The organism is Streptosporangiales bacterium, assembly GCA_009379825.1.
Taxonomy (GTDB): Bacteria; Actinomycetota; Actinomycetes; order Streptosporangiales; family WHST01; genus WHST01.
The window spans coordinates 1-12886 of record WHTA01000058.1 but is presented as its reverse complement, the minus strand read 5'-3'; the positions used below and the strand labels follow the sequence as shown (position 1 = coordinate 12886).

Annotated in this window: 16 protein-coding genes and 3 tRNA genes; 4 read left to right on the top strand and 15 right to left on the bottom strand. The window is 69.7% G+C overall.

The window, feature by feature from the left end; all coding sequences use genetic code 11:
* Positions 1 to 86: 86 nt before the first annotated feature.
* The 8 genes from GEV07_22640 to GEV07_22605 all read right to left on the bottom strand — a co-directional run bounded on the left by GEV07_22640 (position 87) and on the right by GEV07_22605 (position 5302).
* Entirely contained in the window at positions 87 to 1121 is a 1035-nt protein-coding gene (locus GEV07_22640; GenBank protein ID MQA05399.1) for an ATP-binding cassette domain-containing protein, read from the bottom strand.
* A 296-nt stretch (positions 1122 to 1417) separates the two neighbouring features.
* On the bottom strand, positions 1418 to 1804 hold the full coding sequence (gene rplL, locus GEV07_22635; protein ID MQA05398.1) for a 50S ribosomal protein L7/L12: 387 nt from the start codon (positions 1802 to 1804) through the stop codon (positions 1418 to 1420).
* Between the two features lie 39 nt (positions 1805 to 1843).
* On the bottom strand, positions 1844 to 2422 hold the full coding sequence (rplJ, locus tag GEV07_22630; protein MQA05397.1) for a 50S ribosomal protein L10: 579 nt from the start codon (positions 2420 to 2422) through the stop codon (positions 1844 to 1846).
* A gap of 247 nt (positions 2423 to 2669) precedes the next feature.
* Complete coding sequence (gene rplA / locus GEV07_22625; protein ID MQA05396.1) at positions 2670 to 3377, bottom strand: 50S ribosomal protein L1; 708 nt, start codon at positions 3375 to 3377, stop codon at positions 2670 to 2672.
* A 77-nt stretch (positions 3378 to 3454) separates the two neighbouring features.
* A complete protein-coding gene (gene rplK, locus GEV07_22620; protein ID MQA05395.1) occupies positions 3455 to 3886 on the bottom strand; it encodes a 50S ribosomal protein L11 in 432 nt (143 codons plus the stop codon).
* A 24-nt stretch (positions 3887 to 3910) separates the two neighbouring features.
* Positions 3911 to 4744: a transcription termination/antitermination protein NusG gene (gene nusG, locus GEV07_22615; protein ID MQA05394.1), complete on the bottom strand. Its 834-nt coding sequence runs from the start codon at positions 4742 to 4744 to the stop codon at positions 3911 to 3913.
* 118 nt (positions 4745 to 4862) lie between these two features.
* Positions 4863 to 5198, bottom strand: a complete 336-nt coding sequence (gene secE / locus GEV07_22610) for a preprotein translocase subunit SecE (GenBank protein MQA05393.1) — start codon at positions 5196 to 5198, stop codon at positions 4863 to 4865.
* A gap of 30 nt (positions 5199 to 5228) precedes the next feature.
* Positions 5229 to 5302: transfer RNA gene (locus GEV07_22605), tRNA-Trp, on the bottom strand.
* Positions 5303 to 5561: 259 nt separating this feature from the next.
* Between GEV07_22605 and GEV07_22600 the strand changes: the two genes are divergently transcribed.
* The 3 genes from GEV07_22600 to GEV07_22590 all read left to right on the top strand — a co-directional run bounded on the left by GEV07_22600 (position 5562) and on the right by GEV07_22590 (position 9106).
* Complete coding sequence (locus GEV07_22600; GenBank protein MQA05392.1) at positions 5562 to 6788, top strand: aminotransferase class I/II-fold pyridoxal phosphate-dependent enzyme; 1227 nt, start codon at positions 5562 to 5564, stop codon at positions 6786 to 6788.
* Positions 6789 to 6814: 26 nt separating this feature from the next.
* A complete protein-coding gene (locus GEV07_22595; GenBank protein ID MQA05391.1) occupies positions 6815 to 7843 on the top strand; it encodes an adenosine deaminase in 1029 nt (342 codons plus the stop codon).
* A gap of 126 nt (positions 7844 to 7969) precedes the next feature.
* Positions 7970 to 9106 (top strand): hypothetical protein, encoded by a 1137-nt coding sequence (locus tag GEV07_22590; protein ID MQA05390.1) that lies wholly within the window; start codon positions 7970 to 7972, stop codon positions 9104 to 9106.
* Positions 9107 to 9116: 10 nt separating this feature from the next.
* Here the strand turns inward: GEV07_22590 and GEV07_22585 are convergent, their stop codons facing one another.
* A complete protein-coding gene (locus tag GEV07_22585) occupies positions 9117 to 9776 on the bottom strand; it encodes a GPP34 family phosphoprotein (protein MQA05389.1) in 660 nt (219 codons plus the stop codon).
* A gap of 161 nt (positions 9777 to 9937) precedes the next feature.
* Between GEV07_22585 and GEV07_22580 the strand changes: the two genes are divergently transcribed.
* Positions 9938 to 10435, top strand: a complete 498-nt coding sequence (locus GEV07_22580) for a DUF1059 domain-containing protein (GenBank protein ID MQA05388.1) — start codon at positions 9938 to 9940, stop codon at positions 10433 to 10435.
* A gap of 46 nt (positions 10436 to 10481) precedes the next feature.
* Here the strand turns inward: GEV07_22580 and GEV07_22575 are convergent, their stop codons facing one another.
* The 6 genes from GEV07_22575 to GEV07_22550 all read right to left on the bottom strand — a co-directional run bounded on the left by GEV07_22575 (position 10482) and on the right by GEV07_22550 (position 12879).
* Positions 10482 to 11495, bottom strand: a complete 1014-nt coding sequence (locus GEV07_22575) for a UDP-N-acetylmuramate dehydrogenase (GenBank protein ID MQA05387.1) — start codon at positions 11493 to 11495, stop codon at positions 10482 to 10484.
* A 26-nt stretch (positions 11496 to 11521) separates the two neighbouring features.
* Positions 11522 to 11941 carry a dehydratase gene (locus GEV07_22570; GenBank protein ID MQA05386.1) on the bottom strand — a complete coding sequence of 140 codons (420 nt, stop codon included), beginning with the start codon at positions 11939 to 11941 and terminating at the stop codon, positions 11522 to 11524.
* Positions 11938 to 12396 (bottom strand): MaoC family dehydratase, encoded by a 459-nt coding sequence (locus GEV07_22565; GenBank protein ID MQA05385.1) that lies wholly within the window; start codon positions 12394 to 12396, stop codon positions 11938 to 11940. Before GEV07_22565 ends, GEV07_22570 begins: the two co-directional genes overlap by 4 nt.
* An 88-nt stretch (positions 12397 to 12484) precedes the next feature.
* Positions 12485 to 12655, bottom strand: coding sequence for a 50S ribosomal protein L33 (rpmG, locus tag GEV07_22560; GenBank protein MQA05384.1), 171 nt, complete (start codon positions 12653 to 12655; stop codon positions 12485 to 12487).
* A 73-nt stretch (positions 12656 to 12728) separates the two neighbouring features.
* Positions 12729 to 12801 (bottom strand) — tRNA-Met (locus GEV07_22555).
* A gap of 5 nt (positions 12802 to 12806) precedes the next feature.
* A tRNA-Thr gene (locus GEV07_22550) sits at positions 12807 to 12879 on the bottom strand.
* Positions 12880 to 12886: the final 7 nt, after the last annotated feature.

Sequence of the window (12886 nt, the reverse complement as noted above, 5' to 3'; positions counted from 1 at the left end):
CATCGTAGCGAGAATGCGACCCGGCACGCGCCAGATCGCCGCACGTGAGCGAGGAGCGGAGCGCGGGAGGTCAACGGGAAGCACCCTCATCCGACCCCACCGTGTCCCTGGCCGCCTTGCGGGATCGTGGGTGGCTCGGCGACGGCGGGCATCGGTTGCGGACCCGCCGACACGAGGGTCGGCGCCGCGCTGGTGAACGATCCGGCCGGCGGCTGCACCCCGTTGCGCTGGCACCACTCGCCCGGCGGGCGCTGGCTGCGCCGCGCCCGGCCGTTGGTGGGGCTCAGCTGCAGCGCGATCGGCGGCAGCGGCGGTAGGTCGACACCGGCTTCGAGCTCCATGGCCAGCTCGTCGGCGTCCTTCTCCTCCGCCATGCCGATCGGCCCCTGGCGCAGCGCGTTCAGGAACTGCCTGACGACCGGTTCGTGGCTGGACAGCAACATCTCCCGCTGCCCGAACATGGCCAGGTGCCGGTGGTAGAGCAGGCCGATGTTGTCCGGCACGGTACGCGCGGTGTTGATGTCGTGCGTGACGATCAGCATGGTGGCGTCGGTCTGCTGGTTAAGGTCGACGATCAGCTGGTTGATGTACGCCGTACGCACCGGGTCGAGCCCGGAGTCCGGCTCGTCGAACAGGATGATCTCCGGGTCGAGCACGAGCGCCCTGGCGATCCCGGCCCGCTTGCGCATGCCGCCGGAGATCTCACCTGGCAGCTTCTTCTCGGTGCCGGCCAGCCCGACCATGTCGAGCTTCTCCAACACGATGTCGCGGATCGCCCGCTCGCTCTTCTTGGTGTGCTCGCGCAGCGGGAACGCCACGTTGTCGTACAGGTTCATGGAGCCGAACAACGCGCCGTCCTGGAAGAGCACGCCGAACAGCCGGCGCACCTTGTACAGGTCGCGCTCTGCGCACGAGCAGATGTCCACGTCGCCGATGCCGATGTAGCCGGTGTTCGGCTTCAGCAGCCCCACCAGGCACTTCAGGAACACCGACTTGCCGGTACCGGAAGGTCCGAGCAGCACGGAGATCTCGCCGGCAGGCAGGGTGAACGACACGTCCTCCCAGATCACCTGCCGGCCGAAGGACTGGGTCAGCCCCTCGATCTGCACCTCGACGCCCACTCAGGCCTCCTCACGGTACGACTGCGGACCGCTACGGAAAAGTCTGGTTACCAACGGAGACCACCGGTCACCACGGGTTCCGCTCCCCGTTCCGCGATGACCAACGATGGCACGCGACCTCTGGTCACGTGTGCCCACCACGCGCTGCACCACGTCGACGAAAAGCTACTGGCCAGTACGGTCCTAGGCAAGGGGGCCTGCGCACCGTGCTCAGGCCGTCCGACGGCCGGTGACTGCGCGGGTGGGGACGCGAAAGGGGCCGCCGTTCCCGGCGGCCCCTTCACACTGCGGCATCGTTACTTGATCGAGACAGTGCCGCCGGCGCCCTCGAGCGCCTCCTTGGCCTTCTCGGCGGCCTCCTTGTCGACCTTCTCCAGGATCGGCTTCGGCGCGCCCTCAACCAGCTCCTTGGCCTCGCGCAGGCCGAGGTTGGTGAGTCCGCGCACCTCCTTGATGACCTGGATCTTCTTGTCGCCGGCAGTGTCGAGGACGACGTCGAACTCGTCCTGCTCCTCGACGGCCGCGGCCTCGCCGCCACCGGTAGGGGCGGCCACCGCGACCGCGGTCGGGGCCGCTGCGGTGACGTCGAAGGTGTCCTCGAACTGCTTCACGAAGTCACTGAGCTCGAGCAGCGTCATCTCCTTGAACGCGTCGAGCAGCTCGTCGGTGCTGAGCTTCGCCATCTGGCGTGTCCTCTCGGTATCGCTAATCGGTGGTACGGGTTACTCGGCCGTCGAACCCTCGTCGGCGGTCTCCGCGTCCGCAGGTGCCGCAGCGGCGCCACCTGCCTGCTCGACCTTGGCGCGGTACGCCTCGGTCATCCTTGCGGCTCCGGCGAGCGGGGCCTGGAACAGCGCCGCAGCACCGGACAGCGAGGCCTTCATCGCGCCGGCGAGCTTGCTGAGCAGTACTTCGCGGGACTCCAGATCGGCCAACTGGGTCAGCTCGGCAGGTGACAGCGGCCGCCCCTCGACGAGCCCGCCCTTGACCACAAGCTGCGGGTTGTCCTTGGCGAAGTCGCGGAGGCTCTTGGCCGCCTCGACCGGGTCACCCTTGACGAACGCGATAGCGCTCGGACCTTCGAGCAGTCCGTCGAACGCTTCGACGCCTGCTTCCTTGGTGGCGATCTTGGTGAGGGTGTTCTTGACGACCCGATAGGACGTGTCCCCACCGAGCGCGCGCCGCAGCTGGGCGAGTTGCGCGACGGTGAGACCACGGTACTCGGTGAGCACGGCAGCGTCGGCCGCACGGAATGCGTCCGTGAGCTCGGCGACCGCGGTCACCTTGTCAGACCTCTGCATGGGTCTCCTTCCGGTTGGTCGTCCAACCGTGGACCCACCGATCGGGTACCCGAGAAACAGAAAGGCCCCGTACGCAGGCGTACGAGGCAGCAAGGCGCCACCCGACGGGCAGCACACAAAACTTCGTCCACACCTGCGCGGGTCGTCTCTTCGCGAGAACCTTCGGCCACCTGCATGCGCAGGCGGCGACCGGCGGTCTACGGCGACGTCCAGAGTACCAACCGCCGGTGCCGCGTCAGCGGGTGGGTCAGGCGGCCTTGCCGGACGTGCGGCCGCTGGGGCCAACGGGGACGCCGGGGCCCATCGTCGACGACATGGTGATCCGCTTGACGTACCGGCCCTTGGAGGTGGCCGGCTTCAGCCTGAGCACCTCTTCGACGGCGGCCGCGTAGTTCTCCGCGAGCTGCTCCTCGCCGAACGACGCCTTGCCGATGACGAAGTGCAGGTTGCCGTGCCGGTCGACGCGGAACTCGATCTTGCCGCCCTTGATGTCGCCGACGGCCTTCGCGACGTCCATGGTCACGGTGCCGGTCTTCGGGTTCGGCATCAGGCCGCGCGGGCCGAGCACCCGGCCGAGCCGGCCGACCTTGCCCATCAGGTCGGGGGTGGCGACGACCGCGTCGAAGTCCAGCCAGCCGCCCTGGATCCGCTCGATCAGGTCGTCGGTTCCGACGTGGTCGGCGCCGGCCTCGATCGCCTCGTCGGCCTTCTGGCCGCCGGCCAGCACCAGCACCCTGGCGGTCTTGCCGGTGCCGTGCGGCAGGTTGACGGTGCCGCGGACCATCTGGTCCGCCTTCCGCGGGTCGACGCCGAGACAGACGGCGACGTCGACGGTCTGGTCGAACTTGCTGCTCGCCGCGCCGTCCTTCACCAGCTTGATCGCCTCCGTGGGCGAGTACGCCGTGCTGGTGTCGACCTTCGCGACCGCATTGCGGTAGTTCTTGGAGCGCTTCATGTCCTCAGCCTTTCGAGGGTGGTGGTGCGGACGCGCTCGCGCCCTCCCACCGGATTACGGGTGAACCGGGGCGACCGTCAGTCGGCGACAGTGAGCCCCATCGAACGCGCGGTGCCGGCGATGATCTTCGCCGCCTGCTCCTCGTCGTTCGCGTTGAGGTCGTCCATCTTCGTCCTGGCGATCTCACGCAGCTGGTCCTGGGTGACCGAGCCGACCTTGGTCTTGAGCGCGTCGCCGCTGCCCTTGTCCAGGCCGGCCGCCTTCTTCAGCAACTCCGCCGCGGGCGGGGTCTTGGTCACGAAGGTGAACGACCGGTCCTCGTACACGGAGATCTCGACCGGCACGACGTTGCCGCGCTGCTGCTCGGTCGCCGCGTTGTACGCCTTGCAGAACTCCATGATGTTGACGCCGTGCTGACCCAACGCGGGGCCGACCGGCGGGGCCGGCGTCGCCTGCCCGGCCTGGATCTGCAGCTTGATGACGGCGCTGAGCTTCTTCTTGGGAGCCATCTGGTCCTGTTCTTCCTTGCTTACTCAGATCTTCTGCACTTGGTCGAAAGAAAGCTCCACAGGTGTCTCCCGACCGAAGATCGACACCAGCACCTTGAGCTTCTGCGAGTCGAGGTTGACCTCGCTGATCGTGGCCGGCAGCGTGGCGAACGGGCCCTCCATGACGGTGACCGACTCGCCCGCCTCGAAGGCGACGGACTTCGGCGCCTCCTTGGCCTCCTTCTTCTCCACCGCCGGCGCCAGCAGCGCGACCACCTCGTCGGTGGACAGCGGCGCCGGCTGGTTGCCGACCCCGACGAACCCGGTGACGCCCGGCGTGTGCCGCACGACCGCCCAGGACTCGTCGGTCAGGTCGATGCGGACGAGCACGTAGCCGGGGAGCATCTTCTGCGTCACCTGCTGGCGCTTGCCGCTCTTGACCTCGGTCACCTCCTGGGTCGGAACCGCGACCTCGAAGATGTAGTCCTCCATGTTCAGCGAGCTGATGCGGCTCTCGACGTTCGCCTTCACCCGGTTCTCGTACCCGGCGTAGGTGTGGACGACGTACCAGTGGCCGACCCCGGAGCGCAGCCGCTCGCGCAGCTCGGCCAGCGGGTCGTCGTCCTCGTCCGCACCTGCGGCCGCTGCGGCGGCGGTGTCCACGGCGAGGGTCTCTTCCGCCTCGTCCGCGGCGACGGTCTCGTCCGCACCTGCGGTCGCCGTCTCTGCTTCCGCCTCTGCCTCCGCGGCAGCGTCGGCGGCGCCGGGGGCCTCCGCCGCCTGCTCGTCGTAGCCGGCCTCGTCGGCGGCGTCGGCGACAGACGGCTGTCCGGCCTCATCGGTCGACTCCGCCTGCTGGCGTGTGTCGTCCGGCAGCATGTCGGTCACGATGGTGCGTTCTCCGTCTCGCTTGACTCGTCTTGTCCCGCCCGTGCCCGCCGCGGGCGCCGTGCGGCCTCCAGGGCCGGCAGGGTCCATCCGGTGACTTCACCGCGCGTCACTGGAAGATCTGCAGCACGCCCTTCCCGAAGACGAAGTCGAGGCCGGTGACGATGCCGATCATGATGAGGACGAAGACGAGCACCACCGAGGTGTACGTGAAGACCTGCTGCCGCGTCGGCCAGACGACCTTGCGCAACTCGGCCACGCACTCCCGGTAGAAGACGCCGGGCGCCCGGAAGAAGCTGCGCAGCACGCCGGGCGGGACGAACTCGTCGTCGTCCCTCCGCTTGGCGGGCTTGGCCTCGCCCTTCGTGTCGGTCACTCGATCCTCTACTCGTCCGCACCGGCCGAAACCGGCTCGCCAACCTCTCTTCGCCGTCAGAGGCAGCACGTTTCAGGTGTCCGTGCTCTCAACTCGGCGCAGGGCAGGAGGGACTCGAACCCCCAACCGCCGGTTTTGGAGACCGGTACTCTAGCCAATTGAGCTACTGCCCTTCGGGCTGTCCGCGCTCCCCGCCAGGCCATCTTCTGGGTAGGCCTGACCAGGCGGCACGCACCGCCAACCCGTGCAGTCTACGGTGCCGCTCCACGCCACGTCGAACGGGGCGGTGCCAACGTGGTCGGACCCGCACTCCGGCGCCCCGGCGGCCGGGTGGCCGGGTGGCCGCGCTCGTCACCTGGTCGGTGAGACGACGCCGTCTCAGGTGGTGGATACCAGTGGGCCGCTCGCGGCGGGGGTGCCACGATATGACGTATGAGCAGTGCATCCGTCGCATCCAAAGCTGTCCGCGTCTCCGCTAGGCTCGGCGCCATCGCCGAGTCCGCCACCTTGGCCGTCGACGCCAAGGCCAAGGCGCTGAAGGCGCAGGGCCGCCCGGTCATCGGCTTCGGCGCCGGTGAACCCGACTTCCCCACCCCCGACCACGTCGTGGAGGCGGCGGTCGCCGCCTGCCGTGACCCGAAGAACCACAAGTACACGCCGGCCGGCGGCCTGCCCGAGCTGCGCGAGGCGCTGGTGGCGAAGACGGCCAGGGACTCCGGCTACGAGGTGGCCGCCAACCAGGTCCTGGTCACCAACGGCGGCAAGCAGGCCGTCTACGAGGCGTTCGCCGCGCTCCTCGACCCGGGCGACGAGGTGCTGCTGCCCACCCCGTACTGGACCACCTACCCGGAGTCGATCAAGCTCGCCGGCGGCGTGCCGGTCATGGTGCACACCGACGAGTCCACCGGCTACCACGTGTCGGTCGACCAGCTGGAGGCCGCGCGCACCGACCGCACGAAGGTGCTGCTCTTCTGCTCGCCGAGCAACCCGACGGGCGCGGTGCACACGCCCGCGGAGATCGAGGAGATCGGCCGCTGGGCCGTCCAGCACGGCCTGTGGGTGGTGGCCGACGAGATCTACGAGCACCTCGTCTACGGCGACGCGACGTTCGCGTCCATGCCGGTCGAGGTGCCGGACCTGGCCGACCGCTGCGTGGTGGTGAACGGCGTCGCGAAGACGTACGCCATGACCGGCTGGCGGGTCGGCTGGATGATCGGCCCCACCGACGTCATCAAGGCCGCGACCAACCTGCACTCGCACGCGGCGAGCAACGTCTCTAACGTGTCGCAGCGGGCCGCGCTCGCCGCGGTCGCCGGCGACCTTGAGGCCGTCAGCGAGATGCGCGCCGCGTTCGACCGCCGCCGGCAGAAGATCGTGTCGATGCTGCGGGAGATCCCCGGCGTGGACTGCCCAGAGCCCGAGGGCGCCTTCTACGTGTACCCGTCGGTGCGGGGGCTGCTCGGCAAGAAGATCCGCGGCCGGGTGGCGAACACGTCGATCGAGCTGGCCGAGATCGCGCTCGAAGAGGCCGAGGTCGCCGTCGTGCCCGGCGAGGCGTTCGGCACCGACGGCTACCTGCGGTTCTCGTACGCGCTCGGCGACGACGACCTGGTCGAGGGCGTCTCGCGGCTGCAGCGGCTGTTCGGCGAAGCCGAGTAACGGCCGGCAGAGGGGGAAAGCAGGGGGTGCGCAGACGGCTCGAGGCGCTGCCCAAGGCGCACCTCCACCTGCATTTCACCGGCTCGATGCGGCACTCGACCCTCGTCGAGCTCGCCGACGAGCACGGCATCAGGCTGCCCGACGTACTGCGCGACGAGTGGCCGCCGCAGCTGTCCGCGGCCGACGAGCGCGGCTGGTTCAGGTTCCAGCGACTGTACGACACCGCGCGCTCGGTGCTGCGTACCGAGGCGGACGTCAGGCGGCTGGTGCGCGAGGCGGCCGAGGACGACGGGCACGACGGCTCCGGCTGGCTGGAGATCCAGGTCGACCCGTCCGGCTACGCGAACCAGTTCGGCGGGCTGACGGTGTTCACCGAGCTCGTCCTCGACGCCGCCCGCGAGGCGAGCCAGGCCACCGGCGTCGGCATCGGCGTGGTCATCGCGGCGAACCGGATGCGCCACCAGATGGACGCCCGTACCCTCGCCCGGCTGGCCGCCCAGTACGCCGGCCGCGGCGTGGTGGGCTTCGGCCTGTCGAACGACGAGCGCCGCGGCCAGGCGCGCGACTTCGACCGCGCCTTCCACATCGCCGCGCGGGCGGAGTTGCTCAGCCTGCCGCACGGCGGCGAGCTCTGCGGTCCGCGCAGCGTCAGGGAGTGCCTCGACTCCCTCGGCGCCCGGCGGGTGGGGCACGGCATCAGGGCCGTCGAGGACCACGCGCTCGTCGAGCGGCTCGCCCGCGACGGCGTCACGCTCGAGGTGTGCCCGTGGTCGAACGTCTCGCTCGGCGTCTACGGCAAGCCGGCCGACGTACCACTGCGCCGGCTCTACGACGCCGGCGTCCGGATCGCGCTCGGCGCCGACGACCCGCTGCTGTTCGGACCCCGGCTGGCCGAGCAGTACGCGCTCGCCCGCGACGAGCTCGGCTTCACCGACTCGGAGCTCGCCGAGCTGGCGCGGCAGTCGGTGACGGGTTCTGCGGCACCCGACGACGTCCGCGCGCGGCTGCTCGCCGGCATCGACGACTGGCTCGCGGGGCCCGATCCCGCCCCGTAGCGCTGCACTGGCCGACTCCGGCCAGCAGATGACGTTGTGTCCGTCCGTACCACCGATCGGTCGCCAGACCGTGCCGTCGGCAGTACGCTCACCACGCTGCTCACTGCACGTACGGGGAGGTCCAGGATGCGCACACCCACCCGCATCGTCACCGCTGCCGTCGCCGCACTGGCGCTCGCCACCGGACTCGCGGGCCCGCGTGCGCTCGCCGCGCCTCCGGCACCGGGCGCACCGAGCGCGGGCGACCGGCTCTTCCCCGGTATCGGCAACGGCGGCTACGACGTAAAGCACTACGACATCGACTTCGACTACGACGCGAAGACGAAGAAGGTCGCCGCGCGCGTCGGCATCGTCGCGGAGGCCACCCAGGCGTTGTCGAGGTTCAACCTCGACTTCGGCGGCAACACCCTCGAGCGGGTGACCGTGGACGGCCGTGCCGCCGACTACCGCAGGGACGGCGAGGAGCTCGTCGTCACGCCGGCGAAGCCGCTGCGGCACACGTTCCGCGTGGACGTGACGTACGAGGCCGAGCCGCAGCTGGACACCCAGGAAGAACACATCCCCTGGATGAACCGCAAGGTCGGCGTCGACTACCCGCTGCAGAACTACGGCAGCCTCGGGCTGCGCGCCAGCTTCGGGTTCGCGCTGGAGACGCAGACCATCTCGCTGTACGAGGCGCCGTGGCTCACCCAGTCGGAGAGCTGGCTGCGGGGGATCATGGTGCACGAGGTCGCCCACCAGTGGTTCGGTGACTACGTCTCGCCCGCGACCTGGAGTGACCTGTGGCTGAACGAGGGCCACGCCACCTGGTACGAGATCAGGTACACGGAGGAGGTCGTCGGCGAGGGCACGCTCGAGCAGGCGATGAAGGAGACGTACGCGAAGGGCGACCAGTACCGCGCCGACTACGGCCCGGTGGCCAAGCCGAAGAACAGCGACACGCTCTTCAGCGACAACGTCTACAGCGGCGGCGCGCTGGTGCTCTACGCGCTGCACCAGAAGGTGGGCGACGAGGCGTTCCGCGCCATCCAGCAGCAGTGGGTGACGAGGAACGCCAACGGTGTCGCCGGCACCGACGACTTCATCGCCCTGGCCTCGCAGGTGTCCGGCCAGGACCTACGCGGCTTCCTCGAGGCCTGGGTGTACGGCACCACGACGCCGCCGATGCCCGGCCACCCCGACTGGACCGCAGACCCCCCGACCGAGGAGCGCACCACGAAGGTGGCCACACCGCACGTCCACCGGCACCTCGACGGCCACTGACCCCAGACCGTCAGCTGTTGCTCGTGCCTGCGGTGGCGGCGGTCGTGGTCACGGTGGTCAGGACGGCGGCGCGGATGGTGTCGATCACCTTCTTCGTGGCCGCGGCGGCCCAGTCGCCGGCGGCCAGGTCGTTCAGCTTCCGCTTCAGGTCGCGGCGCGACACCTCGGGGAAGACGTGCTTGCCCATCTCGCAGGCGCCGACGAGCATCGCCAGCGTCGCCGTACGGGGCTGCGGCACCGTGCCGACCACGACCGCGTCGTGCAGACGCTGACGCACCTCGCGCTCCGGTCCGCCGTCCTCCGCCGGGTACGTGGTGAACGGGATCACCAGCAGCACCTTGCCGCTCTCCTCGCGCAGCAGGCCACGTTCCACCAGACGCGCCAGGGTGGCCTTCTTCGCGCCCCGGTGCAGCCGGTCCACCCAGTGCTGCGGCCGCCGCGGCGTGCTCGCGGCGATCTTCGCCAGCGCGTCGTCGAGCAGCGGGTCGCCGGGCGGGGTGTCGTCGACGACGGTGACCTTCTTGTCCGCCAGCGTGACCGCGCCACGCAGCGCCAGCTCGGCCAGCAGCGCCCCGCCGATGCCGTACTCCAGGTACATGTCCGCCTTGGACTTGCCGGTGTCGTCGTCGTACGCCAGCAGAGTCAGCTCTTCGGCAAGCGTCAGCTCCATGCCACGACGCTACCCCACGTCACACGATCACAGCGGCGGCAACAGCTGGCTACCGCCCGGCAGCGGGCCGCCCGTCCCCGCCCGGTCGACCTCGCCCAACAGACCGGGACGCGCATGCTTGACGCACGGACCCCAACCTTACACCAGGAGGTGGGGTACCCATGACGCGCGTGCTGGTGGACTGCAGGACCATACCGAGCGAGTCGAACTGCTCGCTCACCATCGCCGGCAGCGAGGACGAGGTCGTCCGGGCTGCGGTACAGCACTCGATCGACGTGCACGGCCACGACGACACCCCCGAGCTGCACGAGCAGGTCAGGGGGGCCCTGCAGCCCGCGACCGAGCAGATCAGCCGGCAGGGTGCCTTCGTCCAGATGATCGAGTTCACCGCGCACAGACAGAAGCTCGACGAGGGCAAGGCCCTGCTCGACAAGTGGGAGGCGGAGATCGGCGACGCCCGCACGGCGCGCTGGTCGGTGCTGACCATAGACAAGGACCGGGAGGACCGGTACGTACAGCTGGTCGAGTTCCCCAGCTACGAGGAAGCGATGGCCAACTCGGAGCACCCGGCGACCGCCGCGTTCGCCGAGAGCCTGACCGAGCTCGCCGAGGACGGGCCCACGTTCCGCAACCTCGACGTCGTCACGGTCGATCTCTGACACACCTGGCCCGCCGCGGCCTCGGCAGTACGGGACCGCGGCGGTGTCAGAGCTTCTCGCCGATCAGCACCGGCTCGTTGCGTAGCTCCACGCCGTACGCGTCGCGCACGCCGTCGCGCACCTCGCGGGCGAGGTTCAGCACCTCGGTGGCCGTCGCGCCGCCTCTGTTGGTCAGCGCCAGCGTGTGCTTGCCGGAGATCCGCGCGAACCCGCTGCCGTACCCCTTGCCGAAGCCGGTGTGCTCGATCAGCCATGCCGCCGACAGCTTCAGCTGGCCGTCGGGCATCGGCCACCTGGGCAGCTCGGCCGGCAGCTTGGCCGCGGTCTGCGAGTCGACGATCGGGTTGGTGAAGAACGAGCCGACGCTCCAGGTGTCGTGGTCGTCCTCTTCGAGCACCATGCCCTTGCGGCGGCGCAGCCCGAGCACGGCCTCGCGCGCGACGGTGAGCGGCACCCGCTGCCCCTGGTCCACGTCGAGCGAGCCGGCGAGCTCGGCGTACTTCACGGGGGCGGACAGCCTGCTGCGCTCCAGCCGGAACGTCACGGCCAGCACGACGTACCTGTCGTCGCCCTTGAAGACGCTGTTCCTGTAGGTGAACGCGCAGTCCGCCGGGGACAGGTCGACCGTCTCGCCGCTGTGCCGGTCGAAGACGTGGACCGACGCGATGGTCTCCGCGACCTCCTGGCCGTACGCACCGACGTTCTGGATCGGGGTGGCACCGGCGAGCCCGGGCACGCCGGAGAGGAACTCCAGGCCGGCGAACCCCTCGTCGACGCAGTACGTCACCACGTCGTCCCAGTTCTCGCCGGCCTGCACGGTCAGCAGTACGGCGTCGCCGTCGCGTTCCACGTCGCGGCCGCGGCTGAGCACCCGGATCACCACACCGGGAAAGCCGTCGTCGGAGACGACCACGTTGCTGCCGCCGCCGAGGACGAGGGCGGGTTCCGTGGTGGCGTCGGCCGCGCGCACGGCGTCCACCAGGTCCGCGGTGTCGGCGCACTCGACCAGCCGGGCCGCCGGGCCACCGACGCGCAGCGTCGTCATGGGGCCGAGCGGCACCGCACGGTGCTCGACGGCTGTCTGGTTCACGCCAGCCTCACCACCAGGCGCACCATGCCGAGCACCTTCGTCTCGGCGCTGGTCACGGTGAGGTCCACCCGCACCGTGCCGTCGTCGTTCTTCTCCGCCACCTTGCCCGCAACGTCGATGGTCGCGCCGACGCCGTCGTTGGGCACCACGACCGGCTTCGTGAACCGCACGCCGTACTCCACGACCGCCGACGGGTCACCGGTCCAGGACGTGACGCAGCGCGACGCAACGCCCATGGTGAACATGCCGTGCGCGATCACGTCGGGCAGGCCGACCGAGGCGGCGAACTGCTCGTTCCAGTGGATCGGGTTGAAGTCGCGCGACGCGCCCGCGTAGCGCACCAGGTCGTCGCGGCGCACGGACACGGCAAATGCCGGCAGCTCGTCACCGACCTGTACGTCGTCGTGCCTGATCACTGGTCACCTCCGGCCGTGCCCCGCGCTACGAGCGTGCAGTACGAGCTGCAGACGTGCTCGCCGTCGACGGTGGCCACGTCCGCCCGGGTGGAGATCAGGTCGTTGCCTGCGGCGGACCTGATGTTCTCGACCTGCACGGTGACCTGGAGGACGTCGCCGGCCCGCACCGGCCGGGTGTAGCTGAACCGCTGGTCGCCGTGCACGACCTTGCTGTAGTCGAGACCCAGCTGCGGGTCCTCGATCAGCTGGTTGAGCGCGTCGTACGCCACCACGATGGGGAACGTCGGCGGCGCGATGACGTCGGGGTGCCCGAGCGCGCGGGCCGCGTCACGATCGGTGTAGGCGGGGTTGTCGTCGCCGAGGGCAGCGGCGAACTCCCTGATCTTCTCCCTGCCGACCTCGTAGGGACGGCTGGGCGGGTAGCTGCGACCGATGAAGGACGGGTCGAGTGGCATGGGTCAGGACCGTATAAGACGCACAGCGGGTAAGGCGAGACGTCAGGTCTCCCCCGTCACGCCGGGTGCGTCCGCCGGGAGGCCGGACTCAGCGAGTCTCGCGGTGTGCCCGGTGCGTGCGGCAGTTCGGGCAGAACTTCTTCAGCTCGAGCCGGTCCGGGTCGTTCCTGCGGTTCTTCTTCGTGATGTAGTTGCGGTGCTTGCACTCGACGCAGGCAAGCGTGATCTTCGGCCGGACGTCGGCGCTCTTGGCAGCCACGGGCTGAGGTCCTTTTCGGTCGAACTGCTTGTGGGTACTGCTGAGGTCACCCGCCGGTGCGGGCGGGCGTCCGTAGCGGAGGCCGGACTCGAACCGGCGACGCAACGATTATGAGCCGTTTGCTCTACCGCCTGAGCTACTCCGCCAAGAGAGCCCCCTTACGGAATCGAACCGTAGACCTTCTCCTTACCATGGAGACGCTCTGCCGACTGAGCTAAGGGGGCGAGTCTT

Excerpts from the sequence above, each read along its gene's own strand:
- rplL (MQA05398.1), bottom strand. The coding sequence starts at position 1,804 with ATGGCGAAGCTCAGCACCGACGAGCTGCTCGACGCGTTCAAGGAGATG.
- rplJ (MQA05397.1), bottom strand. The coding sequence starts at position 2,422 with ATGCAGAGGTCTGACAAGGTGACCGCGGTCGCCGAGCTCACGGACGCA.
- rplA (MQA05396.1), bottom strand. The coding sequence starts at position 3,377 with ATGAAGCGCTCCAAGAACTACCGCAATGCGGTCGCGAAGGTCGACACC.
- rplK (MQA05395.1), bottom strand. The coding sequence starts at position 3,886 with ATGGCTCCCAAGAAGAAGCTCAGCGCCGTCATCAAGCTGCAGATCCAG.
- nusG (MQA05394.1), bottom strand. The coding sequence starts at position 4,744 with ATGCTGCCGGACGACACACGCCAGCAGGCGGAGTCGACCGATGAGGCC.
- GEV07_22600 (MQA05392.1), top strand. The coding sequence starts at position 5,562 with ATGAGCAGTGCATCCGTCGCATCCAAAGCTGTCCGCGTCTCCGCTAGG.
- GEV07_22590 (MQA05390.1), top strand. The coding sequence starts at position 7,970 with ATGCGCACACCCACCCGCATCGTCACCGCTGCCGTCGCCGCACTGGCG.
- GEV07_22585 (MQA05389.1), bottom strand. The coding sequence starts at position 9,776 with ATGGAGCTGACGCTTGCCGAAGAGCTGACTCTGCTGGCGTACGACGAC.
- GEV07_22580 (MQA05388.1), top strand. The coding sequence starts at position 9,938 with ATGACGCGCGTGCTGGTGGACTGCAGGACCATACCGAGCGAGTCGAAC.
- GEV07_22565 (MQA05385.1), bottom strand. The coding sequence starts at position 12,396 with ATGCCACTCGACCCGTCCTTCATCGGTCGCAGCTACCCGCCCAGCCGT.